The sequence below is a fragment of the Luteimonas sp. BLCC-B24 genome (assembly GCF_028550595.1).
GTDB lineage: Bacteria > Pseudomonadota > Gammaproteobacteria > Xanthomonadales > Xanthomonadaceae > Luteimonas.
Window position 1 is genome coordinate 136,665 of sequence record NZ_JAQQGN010000004.1, and the last position, 19,479, is coordinate 156,143.

At 69.4% G+C, this 19,479-nt stretch carries 21 protein-coding genes, 1 tRNA gene, 1 other RNA gene and 1 riboswitch; of the genes, 12 read left to right on the forward strand and 11 right to left on the reverse strand.

What is annotated here, in order from left to right:
* Positions 1-4: 4 nt before the first annotated feature.
* Entirely contained in the window at positions 5-277 is a 273-nt protein-coding gene (locus PQS31_RS10420) for a polyhydroxyalkanoic acid system family protein (RefSeq protein ID WP_272762658.1), read from the reverse strand.
* 111 nt (positions 278-388) lie between these two features.
* Here PQS31_RS10420 and PQS31_RS10425 point away from each other — a divergent pair, with 111 nt between their 5' ends.
* Positions 389-1,189, forward strand: a complete 801-nt coding sequence (locus tag PQS31_RS10425) for an FHA domain-containing protein (RefSeq protein WP_272762659.1) — start codon at positions 389-391, stop codon at positions 1,187-1,189.
* A gap of 46 nt (positions 1,190-1,235) precedes the next feature.
* Here PQS31_RS10425 and PQS31_RS10430 read toward each other — a convergent pair whose 3' ends face one another.
* Positions 1,236-1,901 carry a protein-methionine-sulfoxide reductase heme-binding subunit MsrQ gene (locus tag PQS31_RS10430; protein ID WP_272762781.1) on the reverse strand — a complete coding sequence of 222 codons (666 nt, stop codon included), beginning with the start codon at positions 1,899-1,901 and terminating at the stop codon, positions 1,236-1,238.
* 59 nt (positions 1,902-1,960) lie between these two features.
* Positions 1,961-2,929, reverse strand: a complete 969-nt coding sequence (gene msrP, locus PQS31_RS10435; protein ID WP_272762660.1) for a protein-methionine-sulfoxide reductase catalytic subunit MsrP — start codon at positions 2,927-2,929, stop codon at positions 1,961-1,963.
* Positions 2,930-3,061: 132 nt separating this feature from the next.
* Between msrP and serC the strand changes: the two genes are divergently transcribed.
* Genes serC through aroA form a run of 3 tightly spaced genes read left to right on the forward strand, consistent with a single transcriptional unit; the run spans position 3,062 to position 6,634 of the window.
* Positions 3,062-4,162, forward strand: a complete 1,101-nt coding sequence (gene serC / locus PQS31_RS10440) for a 3-phosphoserine/phosphohydroxythreonine transaminase (RefSeq protein WP_272762661.1) — start codon at positions 3,062-3,064, stop codon at positions 4,160-4,162.
* Positions 4,155-5,318, forward strand: a complete 1,164-nt coding sequence (gene pheA / locus PQS31_RS10445; protein ID WP_272762662.1) for a prephenate dehydratase — start codon at positions 4,155-4,157, stop codon at positions 5,316-5,318. Before serC ends, pheA begins: the two co-directional genes overlap by 8 nt.
* Positions 5,315-6,634 (forward strand): 3-phosphoshikimate 1-carboxyvinyltransferase, encoded by a 1,320-nt coding sequence (gene aroA, locus PQS31_RS10450; RefSeq protein WP_272762663.1) that lies wholly within the window; start codon positions 5,315-5,317, stop codon positions 6,632-6,634. The genes pheA and aroA overlap by 4 nt, the downstream gene beginning before the upstream one ends.
* Positions 6,635-6,698: 64 nt before the next feature.
* Here the strand turns inward: aroA and PQS31_RS10455 are convergent, their stop codons facing one another.
* Together PQS31_RS10455 and PQS31_RS10460 are read right to left on the reverse strand one after the other, a co-directional pair.
* A complete protein-coding gene (locus PQS31_RS10455; protein WP_272762664.1) occupies positions 6,699-7,253 on the reverse strand; it encodes a TonB family protein in 555 nt (184 codons plus the stop codon).
* Between the two features lie 77 nt (positions 7,254-7,330).
* The gene (locus PQS31_RS10460) at positions 7,331-7,960 is read right to left on the reverse strand and encodes an energy transducer TonB (RefSeq protein WP_272762665.1); all 630 of its coding nucleotides are present in this window, start codon (positions 7,958-7,960) and stop codon (positions 7,331-7,333) included.
* Positions 7,961-8,064: 104 nt separating this feature from the next.
* Between PQS31_RS10460 and serS the strand changes: the two genes are divergently transcribed.
* The 3 genes from serS (at position 8,065) to PQS31_RS10475 (ending at position 10,791) form a co-directional block, all read left to right on the forward strand.
* Positions 8,065-9,345 (forward strand): serine--tRNA ligase, encoded by a 1,281-nt coding sequence (serS, locus tag PQS31_RS10465; RefSeq protein WP_272762666.1) that lies wholly within the window; start codon positions 8,065-8,067, stop codon positions 9,343-9,345.
* Positions 9,346-9,628: 283 nt separating this feature from the next.
* The gene (locus tag PQS31_RS10470; protein WP_272762667.1) at positions 9,629-10,633 is read left to right on the forward strand and encodes a LysR family transcriptional regulator; all 1,005 of its coding nucleotides are present in this window, start codon (positions 9,629-9,631) and stop codon (positions 10,631-10,633) included.
* 68 nt (positions 10,634-10,701) lie between these two features.
* A tRNA-Ser gene (locus PQS31_RS10475) sits at positions 10,702-10,791 on the forward strand.
* 41 nt (positions 10,792-10,832) lie between these two features.
* Here the strand turns inward: PQS31_RS10475 and PQS31_RS10480 are convergent.
* Positions 10,833-11,330 (reverse strand): hypothetical protein, encoded by a 498-nt coding sequence (locus tag PQS31_RS10480; RefSeq protein WP_272762668.1) that lies wholly within the window; start codon positions 11,328-11,330, stop codon positions 10,833-10,835.
* Positions 11,331-11,439: 109 nt separating this feature from the next.
* A complete protein-coding gene (mntP, locus tag PQS31_RS10485; protein WP_272762669.1) occupies positions 11,440-12,024 on the reverse strand; it encodes a manganese efflux pump MntP in 585 nt (194 codons plus the stop codon).
* A gap of 54 nt (positions 12,025-12,078) precedes the next feature.
* Positions 12,079-12,206: riboswitch (yybP-ykoY riboswitch) on the reverse strand.
* A gap of 206 nt (positions 12,207-12,412) precedes the next feature.
* Between mntP and ssrA the strand changes: the two genes are divergently transcribed.
* Positions 12,413-12,766, forward strand: a transfer-messenger RNA (tmRNA) gene (gene ssrA, locus PQS31_RS10490).
* Between the two features lie 82 nt (positions 12,767-12,848).
* Positions 12,849-15,038, forward strand: a complete 2,190-nt coding sequence (locus PQS31_RS10495; protein WP_272762670.1) for a CHASE domain-containing protein — start codon at positions 12,849-12,851, stop codon at positions 15,036-15,038.
* 42 nt (positions 15,039-15,080) lie between these two features.
* Here the strand turns inward: PQS31_RS10495 and smpB are convergent, their stop codons facing one another.
* Complete coding sequence (gene smpB, locus PQS31_RS10500; RefSeq protein WP_272762671.1) at positions 15,081-15,581, reverse strand: SsrA-binding protein SmpB; 501 nt, start codon at positions 15,579-15,581, stop codon at positions 15,081-15,083.
* A gap of 38 nt (positions 15,582-15,619) precedes the next feature.
* On the opposite strand from smpB, the gene PQS31_RS10505 reads away from it, so the two are divergent.
* Together PQS31_RS10505 and PQS31_RS10510 are read left to right on the forward strand one after the other, a co-directional pair.
* Positions 15,620-16,057 carry a type II toxin-antitoxin system RatA family toxin gene (locus tag PQS31_RS10505; RefSeq protein WP_272762672.1) on the forward strand — a complete coding sequence of 146 codons (438 nt, stop codon included), beginning with the start codon at positions 15,620-15,622 and terminating at the stop codon, positions 16,055-16,057.
* 10 nt (positions 16,058-16,067) lie between these two features.
* Entirely contained in the window at positions 16,068-16,328 is a 261-nt protein-coding gene (locus tag PQS31_RS10510; protein ID WP_272762673.1) for an RnfH family protein, read from the forward strand.
* 6 nt (positions 16,329-16,334) lie between these two features.
* On the opposite strand, the gene bamE is transcribed toward PQS31_RS10510, so the two are convergent.
* Positions 16,335-16,724 carry an outer membrane protein assembly factor BamE gene (gene bamE, locus PQS31_RS10515; RefSeq protein WP_272762674.1) on the reverse strand — a complete coding sequence of 130 codons (390 nt, stop codon included), beginning with the start codon at positions 16,722-16,724 and terminating at the stop codon, positions 16,335-16,337.
* A gap of 130 nt (positions 16,725-16,854) precedes the next feature.
* Here bamE and fur point away from each other — a divergent pair, with 130 nt between their 5' ends.
* Positions 16,855-17,259 (forward strand): ferric iron uptake transcriptional regulator, encoded by a 405-nt coding sequence (fur, locus tag PQS31_RS10520; protein WP_272762675.1) that lies wholly within the window; start codon positions 16,855-16,857, stop codon positions 17,257-17,259.
* 29 nt (positions 17,260-17,288) lie between these two features.
* Here fur and PQS31_RS10525 read toward each other — a convergent pair whose 3' ends face one another.
* The gene (locus tag PQS31_RS10525; RefSeq protein ID WP_272762676.1) at positions 17,289-17,684 is read right to left on the reverse strand and encodes a GFA family protein; all 396 of its coding nucleotides are present in this window, start codon (positions 17,682-17,684) and stop codon (positions 17,289-17,291) included.
* Between the two features lie 4 nt (positions 17,685-17,688).
* Positions 17,689-19,356 (reverse strand): DNA repair protein RecN, encoded by a 1,668-nt coding sequence (recN, locus tag PQS31_RS10530; protein ID WP_272762677.1) that lies wholly within the window; start codon positions 19,354-19,356, stop codon positions 17,689-17,691.
* Positions 19,357-19,479: the final 123 nt, after the last annotated feature.

Sequence of the window (19,479 nt, forward strand, 5' to 3'; positions counted from 1 at the left end):
GCGCTCAGAACTTCTCGTCGAGCACGCGGCGGATCTCGGACTCGATCGGGCCGCGCATCGCCGCCAGCAGAAATCCGAGCTTCGCGGTCACGCGCAGGTTGCCCGGCAGCATGTCGATCGCCCCGTCGACGCCCGATCGCTTGAAACGCAGGGTGTCCCCCTCCCAGGCGGTCTGCATGTCGAAGCGCTGGGCGAGCTTTCCGGCCACGTCCTCGACGGCGGCGCGGGCCTGCTCGGGCGGCAGTGAATGCGGATGGGTGATGTCGATGCCGGACATGCGGGCGCTTCCGTAACTGGGGACGTGCATTCTGCGGTGCCGCCGCGCATCGACCAAGTGACGGCCGCGCCGCGACCGGACCGCGCACCGCACGTGCTAGATTGCCGCCGCATGACCGCGCTGAAGCTGCGTTTCCCCACACCCGACGAACCCGAACTGCCGCTCGACGTGGGCGAGCACGGCATCGCGCCACGCGCCGGCGGCGCCGGTCTCGCGCCGGCCGCGGACGGAACGCCGCCGAGCGTGCGCTTCTGCGTCGATCGCCGCGGCGTCTGGTTGACGGTCTGCGAGGGCGTGCGCGGCGTGCATGTCAACGGACGCGCGATCCAGCGCATGGCGATGCTGCGGACCGGCGACGCGGTCTATGTCGACGGTCACGAGCTGCGTCTGGTGGCCGCATCGCCGATCGGCGCCCGCGGGATGGCGGAAAGCGCGCAGGACGCGCTCGACCCGACGGATGCCGACATCCGCATCGTGCTGCGCGGCGTCGGCGGCCGGTATCACGGGCGCAGCTTCACGCTCGCGCAGCCGCGTCTCGTCGGCCGCCATGCCGAGGCCGACATCCGGATCGACGATCCCGGGTTCGCCGAACGCCACGCGCGCCTCGAACGCGCCGGCGGTGGCGTTCGTCTGGTCGATCTCGGCGGCGAGGGCAGCCTGGTGAACGGTGAACCGGTCCGCGATGCCTGGCTGCAAGCCGGTGATCAACTCGTGTTCGATGCGCATCACCGCTTCGTCGTGGAGGCGCCGGTGCGCAGCGTGCATCTGCCCGAAGAGGACGACGACATGCCGGCGGTGGTCGCGGACGTGCCCGCGATGCGCGGCGGCGGATTGCGGCTGCCGTGGCTGCTGCTGGCCGCCGTCCTGATCGCCGGACTGCTGAGCGCGCTGTTGCTGTTCGGCGCCGCCTGATGCCCTGCGCGGCCGCGCCCCCGACGTGTGCGGCTGAAAGCGCCGGCTAGGCGCCGGCTGGGGGCGTCGGCCCGCGCCGACCACCGTGCGCGGCGGTACGCGCGGACATCCGCGCCGCGCGTCGCCGCTGCAGCGCCTTCCCGCCGCGCCACGCGAGCAGCACGGCCAGCAGGGCAGCATACAAGGCCGGCTCGCGCCAGTCGGACTTCACGATCCACCAGAAATGCAGCACCGCGAGCGCCGCGATCGGATAGATCAGCCGGTGCAGGCGCCCCCAGTTGCGCCCGAGGCGACGCATCCAGCCCCGGGTCGAGGTGACCGCCAGCGGCACGAGCAGCAGCCAGGCGAGAAAGCCGACGGTGATGAATGGTCGGCGCGCGATTTCAGTGGCGATCTGCGCCACGTCGCCCACGAGATCCAGGCTCAGCCACGCGGCGAAATGCACGCTGGCATAGACGAAGGCGTACAGACCGAGCATGCGTCGGAAGCGCAGCAGGACGGCGGCGCCGGTGAGCTGGCGCAGCGGGGTGATGGCCAGGGTGATCAGCAGCAGGCGCAGCGCCCCGATTCCGGTTTCGTGCTCGATGGTCACGATCGGATCGGCGCCGAGTGCGTCGATGTCCGCGCCGCCCAGCACCTGCCAGGTGCGCCATGCGAGCCAGACCAGCGGCGCCAGCGCCAGCACGTGCACCAGCACCTTGGCCGCGATCACGCCCGGCGCGGCCGGTGGGGTGGCCGGGCGACGCGGGGCCACCGTGGCCGCGCGCGCGCTCAGTACCACCGGCGCAGATCCATGCCCGCATAGAGCCCGGCCACCTGGTCGGCGTAGCCGTTGAAGGGCAGGGTGTCGATGCGGTTGGCGATCAGGCGGTTCGACGTCCCTGCGATCCGGCGCTCGGTCTTCTGGCTCCAGCGCGGGTGATCGACCGCGGGATTGACGTTGCTGAAGAAGCCGTACTCGGACGGCTGCAGCTGGTTCCACGCCGTCGCCGGCATGCGTTCGACGAAGCGGATCTCCACGATCGACTTGATGCTCTTGAAGCCGTACTTCCACGGCACCACGAGCCGGAGCGGGGCGCCGTTCTGCTGCGGCAGCGGCTTGCCGTAGAGCCCGGTCGCGAGGAAGGCGAGGGGATGCATCGCCTCGTCGATGCGCAGGCCTTCGCGGTAGGGCCAGTTGATCGAACGGAAACGCAGGCCCGGCATCTGCTCGCGATCGGCCAGCGTCGTGAAGGCGACGTACTTGGCTTTCGAGGTCGGTTCGAACCTCCTCAGCACCGAGGCCAGCGGCACGCCGTTCCAGGGAATCACCATCGACCAGCCCTCGACGCAGCGCAGGCGATAGATCCGCGCCTCGTCCACGACGCCGCGCAGGAGATCCTCGAGCGCGATGCGACCGGGCTTGGCGCACTCGCCGCCCACCTCGACCGTCCACGGCGATGTGCGCAAGGTCTTGGCCGCCCGCGACGGGTCGCTCTTGCCCGTGCCGAACTCGTAGAAGTTGTTGTAGGTGGTGATGTCTTCGTAACGCGTCAGCGCCTCGTCGGTGCGGAAGCCGCTGCGCGCCTGCTCGGGAGTGAGCCGCGCGGCCGACGGCGGAGGCGGCTCGGCCTCGGCGCAGCCTGCCAGCCCCAGCGCGGGCGCGGCGGCCATCAGCGCGAGCAGACGACGGCGGTCGCGGTAGACGGTTTCATCGGTGACCTCCGCTTCGCGGATCCGCAGGGCATCGCGCAACGACATCTCGAACTCCTCGGCGCGTGGCGCCTGCGTATGGACCGGTAGAATTACGTTGCCAGCGCAACCATTGGATGCGCGTCAAACTGTTGCGCTGCGGCATACTTGCCGGCCCTTGATCCCAGCGGGAGTGCTCCGATGGCGCGTGCGTACAACTTTGCCCCGGGACCGGCGGCCTTGCCTGAAAGCGTGCTGAAACAGGCGCAGGCGGACATGCTGGAGTGGGGTGATGCCGGCGCGTCGATCGTCGAAATGAGCCACCGCGGCCCGGAGTTCATGGAGGTCGCCGCGCGTGCCGAGGCGGATCTGCGCACGCTGCTCGGCGTGCCCGACGACTATGCGGTGCTGTTCCTGCCCGGTGGCGCGACGACGGCGCAGGCCCTGCTGCCCCTGAACTTTGCCAGTGCGGGCGACACCGTCGACTACGTCGTCACCGGTCACTGGGGCAAGACGGCGCTCAAGCAGCTCACCCCTTCGGTGCAGCTCAACGTCGCCGCCAGCGGCGAGGCCGACGGCTATCGCACGATTCCCGCACGCGATACCTGGCGCCTGACGCCGGGCGCGGCCTATGTGCACATCACCGCCAACGAGACCATCCACGGCGTCGAGTTCCGTCCGGCCTGGGGCGAACCCGCCCCCGATACCGGCGACGTGCCGCTGTTCGCGGACTTCAGTTCCAGCATCGCGTCCGAGCCGATCGACATCTCGCGGTACGGCGTCATCTACGCCGGTGCGCAGAAGAATCTCGGGCCGGTGGGCATCTCGGTGGTCATCGTGCGTCGCGATCTGCTCGAACGTGCCGGCCAGCCACGCGCCGACATCTTCAATTACGGCTCGCAGCTCGCCAATGATTCGATGCTCAACACGCCGCCGACCTGGAACTGGTACGTGGCCGGCCTCGTGTTCCGCTGGATGCTCGACCAGGGCGGCACACAGGAGTTCAACCGCCGCAGCGACGAGAAGGCGGCGCTGCTCTACGGCGCCGTCGACGGCTCCGGTGGCTTCTATCGCAACGACATCGATCCGCGCGTGCGCTCGCGCATGAACGTGCCGTTCTTTCTCGCCGACGAGTCCCGCAATCCGGCGTTCCTCGCCGGTGCGCGCGAGGCGGGATTGATCGGCCTCAAAGGCCATCGGGTGCTCGGTGGCATGCGCGCGTCCATCTACAACGCGATGCCGGTCGACGGTGTCCGCGCGCTCGTCGACTACATGCAGGATTTCCAGACGCGCAATGGCTGATTCGAAGAAGAAAAAGAGCGCCGGTGCCGCCACGGCGAAGCCGGACGCGGTCAGGGCCGCTGCGACGGCGGGTGTCGTCAAGCCCGATCTCGATGCGGTGCGCGCCCAGATCGACGGCATCGACCGCCAGATTCAGACCTTGATCGCCGAGCGTGCGCAGTTCGCGCGCCAGGTCGGCAAGGCCAAGGGCAAGCTCGCCGCGGCCGTCGACTACTACCGGCCCGAGCGCGAGGCGCAGGTGCTGCGCCGCGTGGTGGACCGCAATGATGGTCCGCTGTCGGACGCCGAGCTGGTCCGCCTGTTCCGCGAGATCATGTCCGCGTGTCTGGCCCAGCAGGAGCCGCTGAAGATCGGATACCTCGGGCCGGAGGGCACGTTCTCGCAGCAGGCCGTGCACAAGCAGTTCGGACATTCGGCCAAGGGCCTGCCGCTGGCGAGCATCGAGGAAGTCTTCGACGAAGTCGCGGCCGGCAATGCCGACTTCGGTGTGGTGCCGGTCGAGAACTCGGGCCAGGGCACCATCCAGTCGACGCTCGACATGTTCCTGACCTCGCCGCTGAAGATCTGCGGCGAGGTGGAACTGCGCGTGCACCAGTACCTGCTCTCGCGCACCGGCCGCATCGACGACATCGAGCGGGTGTACTCGCACGGCCTGTCGCTGGCGCAGTGCAAACAGTGGTTGCGCGAGAACCTGCCGGGCGTCGAGAAGCAGGCAGTGGTCAGCAATGCCGAGGCGGTGCGCCGCGCCAAGAAGTCCGACGATGCGGCGGCGATCGCCGGCGAGAATGCCGCCCACGTCTACGGCATGCAGGTCATCGCCGGGCCGATCGAGGATCGCAGCGACAACACCACGCGCTTCCTGGTCATCGGCCGCGGTGCGTTTCCGCCGTCGGGCAACGACCGCACCTCGCTGATGGTCTTCATCCGTGACCAGCCCGGCGCCCTGTACCGCATCCTCGAACCGCTGGCGCGGCGCGACATCAGCATGAACCGCATCGAGTCGCGGCCCGCGCATGGCGCGCTGTGGCAGTACGCGTTCTTCATCGAGGTCAACGGCCACGTCGACGAATCGCCGCTGAAGGACGCGCTCGGCGAGATCGACGCCTTCGCCGGCGAGGTCCGTGTGCTCGGTTCCTACCCGGTCGCGGTGCCGTGAGCGCGGCCGCATGGAACGCGGCGCCGGGTGCGCCGCTGCGCGGCGAAGTGCGTGTGCCGGGCGACAAGTCGGTGTCGCACCGGGCGATCATGCTCGCGGCGCTCGCCGACGGCACCTCGCGGATCGACGGCTTTCTCGAAGGGGAAGACGCGCGCGCGACCGAGGCGATCTTCCGTCGCCTGGGTGTCGCCATCGAAACGCCGGAACCCGGCGCGCGGGTCGTGCACGGGGTCGGCATCGACGGCCTGCGTGCGGCCGACGGCCCGCTCGATTGCGGCAATGCCGGCACCGGCATGCGCCTGCTCGCCGGGCTGCTGGCCGGCCAGGCGTTCGACAGCACGCTCATCGGCGATGCCTCGCTGTCGAAGCGCCCGATGCGCCGCGTCACCGAACCGCTGGCGCGGATGGGCGCTCGCATCGCTACTGGCGAGGGCGGTGTTCCGCCGCTGCACGTCCACGGTGGAACGCCGCTGACCGGCATCGAATTCGACAATGGGCTGGCCAGCGCGCAGGTGAAGTCATGTCTGCTGCTCGCGGGGCTGTATGCCGATGGCGAGACCGTGGTGCACGAGCCGCGGCCGACACGCGACTACACCGAACGCATGCTCGCCGCGTTCGGCTGGCCGATCGAGTTCGCCCCCGGAATCGCACGTCTGCGCGGCGGGCACCGCCTGCGCGCGACCGATGTGCGTGTCCCGGCGGATTTTTCGTCGGCTGCGTTCTTCCTGGTCGCGGCGTCGATCGTGCCCGGGTCTGATCTCCTGCTGCGCCGCGTCGGCATGAACCCGCGTCGCACGGGCCTGCTGCACGTGCTGCGGCTGATGGGCGCGGATATCGTCGAAGCCGATGCGGGCGAGGAGGGCGGCGAGCCGGTGGCCGATCTCCGCGTGCGTCATGCACCGCTGCACGGGATCGACGTGCCCGAGCAGCACGTGCCGGACATGATCGACGAGTTCCCGGTGCTGTTCGTGGCCGCGGCCTGTGCGTCGGGCGTCACCCGCGTCACCGGGGCGCACGAACTGCGGGTCAAGGAGTCCGACCGCATCGCGACCATGGCCGCCGGGTTGCGTGCGCTGGGGGTGGATCTGGACGAGGCCGACGACGGGGCGACGATCCGCGGCCGCGCGGGGACTCTGCTTCCCGGCGGCGCGCGCATCGAGAGCCACGGCGACCACCGCATCGCGATGGCGTTCGCGGTTGCCGGGCAACGCAGCGAGCGCGCACTCGTGATCGACGACGTCGCCAACGTGGCGACCTCGTTCCCCGGCTTCGACGCGCTGGCCCGCGACGTCGGGTTCGTCCTGGACACGCGCTGAGCGGCGGACACTGCACGCCGGCCGAGGAACGACCTGATCTGCGGCGGTTGCAGTCGCCCGCCGATCAGTTGCCGGCGCCCGTCCGGCCCTCGTCCAAGGTGAAGTCCACGGGCACGCGTACGGCGCTGGCCGCCGGACGGCCGTCGCGGATCGCCGGTTCGAAGCTCCAGCCGCGTACGGCCTCGACGGCGGCCCGATCCAGCTCGCGCGACCGGCTGCGGGTTTCCACGTTCACCTCGGTGGGGCGACCGTCCGCGCCGACCTGCGCCAGCACCACGACGGTTCCCTCCTCGCGGTTGCGCACGGCAGTCGGCGGATAGACCGGCGCGGGTTGCGCCAGCGGACGTGCGTCGCGGTCGGTCACCGGCGCGGGACGAGGGGGCGCGCGGTCCACGGGCGCCGCGGCGGGCTCGCGTTCGACCGGCGGGGCAAGGCCGTCTCCGATCACGGGGGCGGCCGGAATCTCGGGCGGCGGCCCCGGCAGACGTTGCTTGAGGACGTACCAGCCGACGGCCACGAGTGCGACCAGCAGCAGGATCCAGATCAGCGGACTCGAGCGCTTGCGGGGCGCGTCGTCGGGAGTCGGGGCGCCCCGGGGTGGCGGCATCGGATCGCTCATGACCACATCTCCAGGTTGGACCGCAGTCGGAAGGTTCCCATGCGGCCTGTCGAAAACGCGTCGCTACGCTGGCCGGATCAGCGGGCCTCGGGCGTGAACGCCACCGGCACCTGCACGTCGCCCCGCACCGCCTGGCCGTTCTCCATTGCCGGCTCGAACCGCCAGCGACGCACGGCGGCGACGGCCGACTGGTCGAGGCGACGGTGCCCGCTGCTGCGCACGACGTCGATCGCTTCAGGGCGGCCGTCCGTGCCGACATGGATGCGGAGCACCACCTCTCCGGCCTCGCCGCGACGCAGCGACGCGCGCGGATAGTTCGGGCCCGGCGTGGCGATGGGCCGCGGCGGGCGCCGTGCGCCTTCGGCCGCGACCGGGGCTGCGGACGTCGCGCCACCGGGTGCCTGCGCGGCCGGGGGCGCCGGTGCGGCAGCAACGGGCGGAGGCGGGGGCGGCGGTGGATACGCGATGCCCGTGGTCACACCGTCGGTCGCGGCCGGCGGCGCGGGCAGCGCGGCCAGGGGCGCCGTGCGCCCGTCGGGCCGCGGTGCGTCGCCGCTGGCCTCCGCAGGCGCCTCACGCCCGCCGAGCACCATCGTGACGAAGAGCAGCGTTCCGGCGACGCAGGCGCCTGCAATCAGCCACCAGGCGCGCCCCTGCGGGCGCAACTCGCGCAGCGCGCTGCGGAGACGGGACGAGGGTGCGGACATGCGGGCCTCCGGCGGACGACGCGGCATTCTTGCACAGCGTCCGCAGGCGCCCCGGTGCCGATCCGGGCGATAATGCCCGCTGTCCACGCCCTGCGATGTCCTCCATGCTCGATCCCAGCCTGCTGCGCCAACACCTCGCCGATACCGCCGCGCGACTGCGCGCCACCCGCGGCGTCGACCTGCCGGTTGCGCGTCTGGAATCGCTGGAAGCCGAGCGCAAGCAGATCCAGGTGCGCACCCAGGAGTTGCAGAACCTGCGCAATACCCGCAGCAAGGCGATCGGTCACGCGAAAGCCAAGGGCGAGGATGTGCAGCCGCTGCTGGCCGAGGTGGCCGGCTTCGGTGAGGAACTCAAGGCGAGCGAGATCCGCCTCGACGCGATCCGCCGCGAACTCGACGACATCGCCTCCACGATTCCGAATCTGCCCGACGCGGGCGTGCCGCTGGGCAAGGACGAGCAGGACAACGTCGAGCACGCCAGGTGGGGCACGCCGCGCAGCTTCGACTTTGAGGTGCTGGACCACGTGGCACTGGGCGAACGGCATGGCTGGCTGGACGCCGAGACGGCCGCCAAGCTCAGCGGCGCGCGTTTCACCGTGCTGCGCGGCAAGCTCGCACGCCTGCATCGCGCGCTCGCGCAGTTCATGCTGGACCTGCATACCGGCGAGCACGGCTACGAGGAGACCAGCGTGCCGCTGATCGTCAATGCGGACACGATGCGCGGCACCGGCCAGCTGCCGAAGTTCGAGGACGACCTGTTCGCGACGCCGTTCGGCGATGAAACGCGCTATCTGATTCCCACTGCGGAAGTGCCGCTGACCAACATCGTGCGCGACACGATCGTCGACGCCGCGCAGCTGCCGCTGCGGATGAGCGCACACTCGATGTGCTTCCGCTCCGAGGCCGGCAGCCACGGCCGCGACACGCGCGGCATGATCCGCCAGCACCAGTTCGAGAAGGTGGAACTGGTGACGATCGCGCGGCCCGACGACAGCGACGCCGAGCACGAGCGCATGACCCGGGCGGCCGAGACCGTGCTCGAGCGCCTCGGACTTCCGTACCGGCGCATGCTGCTGTGCACGGGCGACATGGGCTTCGCTGCGCAGCGCACCTTCGATCTCGAAGTGTGGCTGCCCTCGCAGCAGACGTATCGCGAAATTTCCTCGTGCTCGAACTGCGGCGATTTCCAGGCCCGCCGCATGCAGGCGCGCTGGCGCAACCCGGAGACCGGCAAGCCCGAGCCCGTGCACACGCTCAATGGCTCCGGTGTCGCCGTCGGGCGGGCGCTGATCGCGGTGATGGAGAACTACCAGAACGCCGACGGCTCGATCACGGTGCCGGAGGCACTGCGCGCCTACATGGGCGGTCTCGAACGGATCGAATGACGGGCGTCGCGCCCACGGGCGGGCGCGACGGTCGAGGGTGGTGCCTGCCGCGGCGTGGGGATCACGGGACCTGCATCCGTCCGGGCCGTGCGGCGAGGAGCGCGCCTGTCATCGCACGAGGCCTGCGAACGTGCGGTTCGACGCGCCGCTCGCCGACTGCAGACGGCGGCGGCCGGTCAATCGGGGCTATCGGACGGCGACGCGTGCGCATCGCGGGGCTCGTTGCGCTGATGGAATAAAGGTGGTCAAATGACCGCCATCGTCCCAATTCGAGCGAAATCCCTTGCAGGATCTCAATGATCTGTATTACTTCGCGATGGTCGTCGAGCACGGCGGCTTCGCCGCGGCCGAGCGCGCGCTCGGTATTCCCAAGTCGCGCCTGAGCCGGCGCATCAGCCAGCTCGAGAACGATCTCGGCGTGCGCCTGCTGCAGCGTTCGACGCGCCGCTTTGCCGTCACCGATGTCGGGCAGAGCGTGTTCCGGCATGCGCAGTCGATGCTTGCCGAAGCCACGGCCGCGCGCGAAGTGGTGGACCGGTTGAGCGCCGAACCGCGTGGTCTGGTCCGGGTCAGCGTGCCGGTGAGCATCGCCCAGCAGTCGATTCCGCAGATGCTGCCGGAGTTTCTCGCGCGCTATCCGCAGGTCCGCGTGCAGTTGCACGTCAGCAACCGGCGCGTGGACGTCATCAACGAAGGCTTCGACGTCGCGGTGCGCGTGCGCTCCAAGCTCGACGACGACGGCAGCCTGGTGATGCGCAGCTTCGGCCAGATCCAGGAACTGCTGGTCGCCAGCCCCGCCTACCTCGATCGCATGGGCCGACCGAAGGACCCCGACGAACTCGACCAGCACACGACGATGAGCATGGGCGAGGACGAGGTGAAGCAGCGCTGGGACCTGCAGGCCAACGATGGCACCACCCGTCGGGTGGAACTCAAGCCGCGCGTCGCCGGCTTCGACTTCCCGATGTTGATGGCCTTGGCCAAGCAGGGTCTCGGCATCACGATGCTGCCCGAAACCCTGTGTGCCGAAGCGGTGCGCAACGGGGAACTCGAGGTGGTGTTGCCGGACTGGCATCTGCCGCAAGGTATCGCCCATGCCGTCTTCGCGTCGCGCCGCGGACTGCTGCCGGCGGTGCGTGTCTTCATCGACTTCCTGGCTGAAAAACTGCCGCCGCTGATCGAGGCCTCCAGTCTCGATTGCCGCAACTGCGACAAGAAGCCGGTCGCCGGCGGCCCGGTGCCGCCGCCGCGTATTGCCGCATCCGTCGCGCATGCGACAATGGCCTGACGCTGAACCCCGGCGCCGACGCCCCGACTCAATGTGCCGGCGCGGGACGGGGTGTGACGCGATGCACCGGAGAGATGGCCGAGTGGTTTAAGGCAGCGGTCTTGAAAACCGCCGAAGGGTCAAACCTTCCGTGGGTTCGAATCCCACTCTCTCCGCCAATTGCATCGCGAGGTCGGTCGCATGGCGCAGGTCGCCCCGCTCAGCTCAGTGCGGAGGGCTCCTCGTAAGGCAGGTGCACCGCGCCGGCGGCCGCGAGCGCGGCTTCCGCACGCTCCAGCGTGTCGCCTTCGCCGTCGATGACGACGAGAATGCGGCCGGCCTCGATCTCGCTTTCGAACCGGCGCCGGATCGGATCCGGCAACGACGCGCCCACGAGCGACGACGCCCAGGTGCCGACGGCGGCGCCGCCGAGGGTCGTGAGGGCGACACCCGCGATCGTCAGTCCCAGCGGCGGAAACGCGACGGCCGCAAGACCGGCCAGCAGTCCGGTTGCGCCGCCCAGGCCAGCGCCGCGCAGTGCGGCATGCTTGAAGTCGGTCGACGCCTCCTTCTGATGCTCGGGCACCCGCTCGAGTTCGATATCGGACCGTGCGATCAACGAGATGTCGTCGTCGTCGATACCGGCATCCCGGACGTCGCGAATCGCCGTCTGTGCGGCAGGCAGACTCGAGGTACTGTAGACGCGGCGGACTTTCATCGGGGGATGCTCCAGCGGGCGGGGGGCCAGCGTCCGCCACGCGCCGTGGCGCGGCTGTGAACCGGGCCGCCACGATGAAACGGCGCATCGGCATCGCCGACCGGTCCGCTTACAGCAGCGACACGCCGCCGCCGCTGAGGTGCTCATGGAGAATCGCACTGCCCACACCGATGAGGATCAGCCCGCCGACCACCTCGGCGCGCTTGCCGACCACGGCGCCCAGTGCGCGGCCGAGCAGGATGCCGGCGGTGACCATGACCAGGGTGCAGGTGCCGATCACGCCCGCCACGAGCACGATGTTGACGTCGATGAACGCCAGGCCGACGCCGATCGCCATCGCGTCGATACTGGTGGCGAAGCCGGTCGTGGCGAGGTTCCAGAAACCGTGACGCTGCGGTGCGGGACCGGCCGTTGCATCGTCGGTGGTCAGCCCGGCGCGGATCATCCGGCCGCCGAGCACGGCCAGCAGCACGAACGCGATCCAGTGATCCCAGCGCGTGACGTAGGCAGCGGCTGCGAGGCCGAGTGCCCAGCCGATGATCGGCGTGATCGCTTCGATCACGCCGAAGATCACACCGACGCGCAGCGCCTGCACGAAGCGCGGACGCTGCATCGCCGCGCCCTTGCCGACGGCGGCGGCGAAGGCATCGGTCGACATCGCGAATCCGATCAGGAGGATCGAGAGAAGAGACATGCTCGGGCGGGATTCCACGCAGGCGGAGGCGACGACGGACCGCGGCGCGCCCATGCCTGCATGGCGCCGTGATGCCGCTGGTCTCGCCAACCTGGACTGGTGGCCTGCGCCACGATCGCATCGGATCGAGTGTGTTGACGCAGGCGCTTCCGCGGCGCGGAAGCCGGCTACTCCCCAAGGGGACGCGCATGCTAGCAGCGCGATTTCAATCGCGCACACGTATAGCCCGCTGCATGTCTCATAGGCGGCGTCATCCAGCGTAGTGCGAAGTCGAGCGAGCGCATGCGCCGCCGTGACGATGAACCGCGTGCCGGCGTCGCGCGTGGCCGCCTTGCGACGCGTGGATTCGCCCCTATACTTGCGGCATCAGCGCGAGTTCTGGTTTCCCGGGGGTGTCATGGCTTCGACGGGGGATGCGAAATTGCCTGGTGCATGCCGAGGGGGCCGCTTTCCTCGTAAATCCAGCAGCAAACTTATAGTTGCCAACGACGACAACTACGCTCTCGCCGCTTAAGGCGTAAGCCCTGAACCCACTTGTGTCCGTGCTCGTGGATGTAGGGTCATTATCACGGAATCGGCTGTGATGGCTGCCTGTCAGTCACGGCTTCAATCAAGCAGGCTGGTTCCGGGATGCGCTTCGCGCACCGTGCTGTTCCGGAACGAGATCCAACGGTGAGCTAAGCATGTAGTGCCGGGGATGGAGTGCCTTCGGACGCGGGTTCGACTCCCGCCACCTCCACCATCTGACGAACCGGGCCCGCGCAATCGGGCCCGGTTTTTTTATGGCGATGATGCGGCCCGAGCACGGCCGGTATGCTTGGGCCATGCCCGATTCCGTGCCCGACCGTCGTAGCGGTCTGTTCCCCTCCGCCGCGCGCCTGCGTCGCAGTCATGTCCTGGCGGTGCTGGTGTTGATCGGCGCGTTGCTGCTCGTGGCGCTGTACGCGCGCAATGCCGGAGAGCGCGAGCGCCGCCTGGCCGAAACGAGCTTCGTGGCGGAGGCCGACCAGCTCGCGGACACCATCCGCCAGCGCATGCTGCAGTACGAGCTCAGCCTCAGGGGCGGAGTCGCCCTGCACAGTGCGGCTGCCGATACCCCCACGGCGCGTCAGTGGCGCGGTTACGTCGAAGGTCTCGACATCGCGGCGCAATTGCCGGGCCTGCAGGGGCTCGGATATGTCGCCTATCTCGATCCGGATTCCTTGAAGAACCTGCAACTGCAGCGCCGCGCGGCCGGGGAGGGCCTGTTCGTGCTCACTCCGCGCGGTGTCCGCTCGCACTACGGCGCCATCGTCTATTTCGAGCCCGAGGACGCGTCCACGCGGGAGGTCATCGGCTACGACCAGTACAGCGATCCGGTCCGCCGCGCGGCGATGGACGCGGCGCGCGACAGTGGCGAAGTCCAGCTCAGCGCGCCGCTGACCCTGCATCGGGGCAGTCCGGGGGTACTGATGTTCGCCGCGGTCTACCGCACGGCACGTCTGCCCGGCAGCCAGCCGGACCGTCAGGGGGCGCTCGTGGGCTGGGTGTTCGCGCCGTTCCGCTCGGCCGAGTTTCTCGGGCGTTCGCGTATCCCGCTGAGCGAACGGCTGGCGTTCCGGATCGTCGACGTCACCGACGCCAGCGCCCGTCCGGTGCTCGCATCCGAGGGGTATGACGAGGAGGCCGGGCCGCCGCTCCACAGCGTGACCCAGTCGCTCTACGGGCGCATCTGGCGCTACGACTTCCAGCCGGTGGGCGCGCTGACGTCGCCGGGAATGGACGAACTGCGGATCACGGTCGCCGCCGGAGTGCTGGCGGCGCTGCTGATGTTCGCGGTGGTGATGACGCTTGCGCGGACCCAGTCACGCGCGGAGATGCTCGCGCTGCGGCTCAGCGATTCCTACCGGCGCAGCGAGCAGCGTTTCCGCAATGCGATGCAGTATTCGGCGATCGGCATGGTGCTGCTGGACCGCCGGGGCACGATCGTCGAAACCAACCCGGCGATGGCCGAGATCGCGGGTGTCGACGAGGCCGCGCTGGTGGGCAGCCTGTTCGAGCGTTACTTCGTCGACGGACCGGAGCGCATCTCGCGGACCGGCCAGATGCAGGCATTCCGGGAAGGCGTGCATCGCAGCGTGCGGCGCCTGCGCCGCGAGGACGGGGACATCCGCGAAGTGCATCTCGCATCGACAGTCGTACCGGGCGATCCCCGCAGCGACGTGGTGCGGCTGGTCCAGGTCGACGATGTGACCGAGCGCCTGCGTGCGGAGGCGCAGGTGCATGCGCTCAACCGGACACTCGAGTCGCGCGTCGAAGCGCGGACGCGCGAACTCACCCGGGCCAATCACGAACTGGAATCCTTCGCCTACATCGTCTCGCACGACCTGCGCGCGCCGCTGCGCAGCATCGACGGCTTCGGCCGCATTCTGTCCGAGCGCTACAGCGGTGTGCTCGACGCACAGGGGCACGATTATCTCGCGCGAGTGCGCAACGCGGCCGGGCGGATGGATGCGTTGATCGATGCCCTGCTGGCCATGTCACGCATCACACGCGGCGAGTTCAAGCGCAGCCCGCTCGATCTCAGCCGCATGGCCGGCGAGGTGGTGGCCGATCTGCGGCAGACCGATCCGGCGCGCCAGGTGGACGTGCTCATCGCGCCCGACCTGCATGCCAAGGGCGACGCTGCGCTCGTCCGCAACCTGTTGCAGAACCTGCTCGGCAACGCCTGGAAGTTCACCGCATCGACGCCGGGCGCACGGATCGAATTCATACGCGCCGACGCAGGTCATTTCGAAATCCGCGACAACGGCGCCGGCTTCAATGCCGAGTATGCCGGCAAGCTGTTCCGCCCGTTCCAGCGTCTCCACCGCGAGGACGAATACACCGGCCACGGCGTGGGCCTGGCGTCGGTGAAGCGGATCGTCGAACGGCATGGCGGCAGCATCAGCGCCGAGGGCAGGCCGGGGCAGGGCGCCACGATCCGCTTCACGCTCGCACCGGCGCAGTACGAGGACGAGGACGAAGAGCGCTAGGCGTGCGCGGTTCGGTCGCCGGACGACACCGGCTAGACGATCTCACGCATCCTTGTTGTGCCGACGCAGGACACGCTGTTTGTCGCGTGCCCAGTCGCGATCCCGCTCCGCATCCCGCTTGTCGTGTTGCTGCTTGCCCTTGGCGAGCGCGACCTCGGCCTTGACCTTGTTGCCTTTCCAGTACAGCGCGGTCGGCACGATGGTGTAACCGTCGCGCTGGACGCGGCCGACCAGAACGTCGATTTCGCGCCGGTGCAGCAGCAGCTTGCGGGTGCGCTGCGGATCGGCGATCACGTGCGTAGAGGCCTGGGTGAGCGGCGTGATCTGGGCACCGAACAGGAACAGTTCGCCGTTGCGTATGATCGCGTAGCTCTCGCCGATGTTGGCGCGGCCGGCACGGATCGCCTTCAACTCCCAGCCCTGCAACGACAGACCGGCTTCGTAGCGGTCCTCGAGATGGTATTCATGGCGCGCGCGTTTGTTCAGCGCGATGGTGCCGGTGCTGTTTGCCTTATCCTTGCTCTTGCCGCTCTTCTTGCTCATCCGCACATTGTCCTCGAAGCACGTCCCCCAGGCGAGTCATGCCCAAGATCGAACGTAGCGCCCTGGTCGGGCAGTCCGCCGAGCGCATGTTCGCGCTGGTCAACGATGTCGCCGCCTATCCGCGCCGCTTCGCCTGGTGCGATGCGGCCGTGATCGAGGAAGCCAGTGCCTCGCGCATGGTCGCGCGTCTGGATCTGGGCCTCGGCGCACTGCGCACCTGGTTCACCACCGAGAACACGCTCACGCCGCCGGAGTCGATCGACATGCAGCTGCGCGATGGGCCGTTCAAGTCCCTGCATGGCCGCTGGACGTTCACCCCGCTCCGTGACGACGCCTGCAAGGTCGGGCTGACGCTGGAATTCGAGCCGCGCAGCCGTCTGATGCTGCCGGCGCTGACCCTGGGCTTCCAGGGGCTGGCGGACCGCATGGTCGACGATTTCGTGCGGGTGGCCGAGCGCGAACCGGCCGAACCGTGAGCGTGCGGTCATGAAGGTGGACGTGGTGCTGGCCCGGCCGCGTGCGGTCCGCAGCCGGACGCTGGAGCTGCCCGACGGCGCCACGATCGCAGCTGCGCTGGCGGCATTCGGCCCGCTGGACGCGGAGATCGCCGGCTATGCCGTCTACGGCGTTCGCGCCACGGAGGACACCGTACTGCGCGACGGCGATCGGCTGGAACTGCTGCGCGCGCTCCAGCTGGACCCGAAGGATGCGCGACGACGGCGCGCGGCGAAGCCGGCCGCGCGCTGAGGGCGGTCAGCGCCGGCGGTTGTTGCCGCGCTCACGCGGCAGGTTGCCGAACTTGCGCATTTCCTCGGCCAGCGCCTGATCGCGGTTCGGGAAGTAGTCGCCTTCCCAGCGCACCACCTGGTCGTTCTCGAAGAACACGGTGAAGTTCTTGATCTCGGTACGACCACTGCGACCGACGCGCTCGGTGGAGGTGTAGTCCCAGCGCTGGTGATGGAACGGGTCGCTGATCGACGGCGTACCGAGCAGGGCTTCCACCTGCGGCTTGCCCATGCCGGCCTGCAATTGCTCGACCGCCGATTGCTCGATCAGATTGCCCTGATAGATCGGCTGCTTGTACAGCAGACCGCAACCGCTGGTGGCCAGGGCGATGACCGGAACGAGAAGGAATTTCTGCATGGACGCGTGCGCTCGGCGGGGCTGCGGGAAACGGGGCCGATGATACACTCTGGCGCACGCCGCGACCGGGGTCTGGACAGTCGGCGATAAACCGCCAGTGAATGCCGGCCTGTACCTGGAGACACACCTGATGGAATCGCTCGACCTGCGCAAGGCCGGCCTGAAAGTCACCCATCCGCGGATGCGGATTCTCGAGTTGCTGGAGCAGCGCACGCCGCGCCAGCACCTCACCGCGGAGGACATCTACCGGCAACTGCTGGAGCAGGGCGACGAGATCGGACTGGCGACGGTGTATCGCGTCCTCACCCAGTTCGAGGCGGCGGGCCTCGTGCTCAAGCACAATTTCGAAGGCGGGCACGCGGTGTACGAGCTCGATCGCGGCGGCCATCACGACCACATGGTCGATGTGGACACCGGCAAGATCATCGAGTTCGAAAGCGAAGAGATCGAGGCCCTGCAGCGGCAGATCGCCGAAAAGTACGGCTACCACCTCGAGGAACACTCGCTGGTGCTGTACGTGCGCAAGAAGCGCTGACGTCCGCCCGTCGCCCGGGTCCGGCGGGCTCAATCCTCGTGTCGCATCGCGCCGACCAGGTGCAGCCAGTCGTGCATGCGCGTCTCGTAGAACGACACGTCCGGGGGCGGGAATCGTGGATCCGCGAAGGCGCCGACCGGAATCGCGACCAGGCCCGGGTCCGCGTCCCCCGTGTAGAACACCGTCGAGCCGCAGTGCGGGCAGAACGCGGCGTCCATGCGACCGCCGCTGTCGCCGGTGCGCACATACGTCGCATGCGCGCCGTGCTGACGCACCGCCTCGCGCGGAAACCGTGCCTGGACACCGAAGGCGCTGCCGGTGCGACGCTGGCAATCCAGGCAGTGGCAGACCGACACCCGCACCGGAGCGCCCGAGACTTCGACCGACAGTCGACCGCACGCGCACCGGGCCGTGCGGCGTTCCATCGCGTCAGGCCACGTCCTGAAGCAGCTTGCGCGCCGCCGCGCGCGCTTCCTTGCTGACGTCCACGCCGCCGAGCATGCGCGCCAGTTCCTCGGTGCGTTCGCTGGCGTCGAGGCGGCTGACCCGGCTTTCGGTCGCGCCTTCCTCGCTGGATTTGTGCACCCGGTAGTGGGTGTGGCCCTTCGACGCCACCTGCGGCAGATGGGTCACGCACAACACCTGGCGGCTTTCGCCCAGTGCCCGCAGCTTGCGTCCGACGATGTCGGCGACCGCGCCGCCGATGCCCGAATCCACTTCGTCGAACACCATCGTCGGCACCGCATCGTGCCCGAGCGCGGCGACCTCGATCGCCAGCGAGACACGCGACAGCTCGCCGCCCGAGGCCACCTTGCGCAGCGGGCGCGGCGGCTGGCCGGCATTGGCCGAGACCATGAACTCCACACGTTCGGCGCCTTGCGGATCGGGTCGCGCGGTGTCGACCGGTTCGATCGCGACCTCGAACACGCCGCCGCCCATGCCCAGCTCGTGGATCAGCGCGGTGGTGGCCTTGGACAGGGCCTTGGCCGCCTTGCGCCGCGCCGCGCCGAGACGATCCGCCGCCTCGCGCCAGCGGCGCAGCGCGGCGTCGATTTCACCGTCGAGCTGCTTGAGGCGTTCGCCGGCGCCGTCGAGCTGGTCGAGTTCGGCCGCCAGCCGCGCCTGCACGTCGATGAGCTCCTCCGGCGTCACCCGGTGTTTGCGCGCGAGCTCATGCAGCCGGCCGAGGCGTTGCTCCAGCGTCTCCAGTTGGTCGGGATCGATGTCGAGATCGTCGCGGACCTGACCCAGAAGCAGTGTGGCTTCGTCGAGCTGGATCGCGGCGGCGTCGAGCAGGGCGTCGACCTCGCCCAGGCGCGGCTCGTGCGCGCGCATCCGCGCCAGATCATGACGCAGGGTCTGCAGGGCCTGGGGCAGGCCGAGTTCGTCATCGCCGCGCATGCGCTCGAGCGCGGTGTCGCAGGTCTGGATCAGGCCTGCGGCGTTCGCGTGCCGGCGATGACTGGCGAAGAGGTCGGCGACGGCCTCGGCCGCCAGTGGCTCGCCGTCGAGCTCGTCGAGCTGGTGACGCAGCCAGTCGCGCCGCTCGGCGACATCGCCGATGCCGACCAGCGCATCGCGCTCGTCGTGCAACGCACGCCACGCCTGCGCGGTCGCGCGGACCTCGGACAAGAGCGCGCCGTTTCCGGCCTGGGCGTCGAGCAGCGCGAGCTGGCTGCCGCGGGCGAGCAGGGCCTGGTGTTCGTGCTGGCCGTGGATCTCGACCAGATGCCCGGCGAGTTCACCGAGTTGGCTGATCGTGGCCGGGCGGCCGTTGATCCAGGCGCGCGAGCCGCCGTCGGCGCGCAGGGTGCGGCGCAGCTGGCAGGTGTCGCCATCGTCGAGTTCGTGCTCGCGCAGCCAGCGCAACGCGGGTGCGGCATCGTCGAGCGCGAATTCGGCGTGCAGCTCGGCGCGATCGGCGCCGTGGCGCACGATGCCGCTGTCGGCCCGCTGGCCGGACAGGAAGCCCAGGGCGTCGACCAGCAGCGACTTGCCGGCGCCGGTCTCGCCGGAGATGACGGTCAGGCCGGCCCCGAACTCCAGGTCGGACTGGCTGGCGACGGCGAAATTGCGGATGGCGAGATGGGTGAGCATGGGTGCGGATTGTGCCTTGGCGCGCTGCGGGCGAGTAGATCGGGACGCGACGACGCGCTTGATACCCGGCCCCTGTCTCACTGTCGGAGATTGGCGCGCTTGCATCGCCGGGGGGCGCGCCGT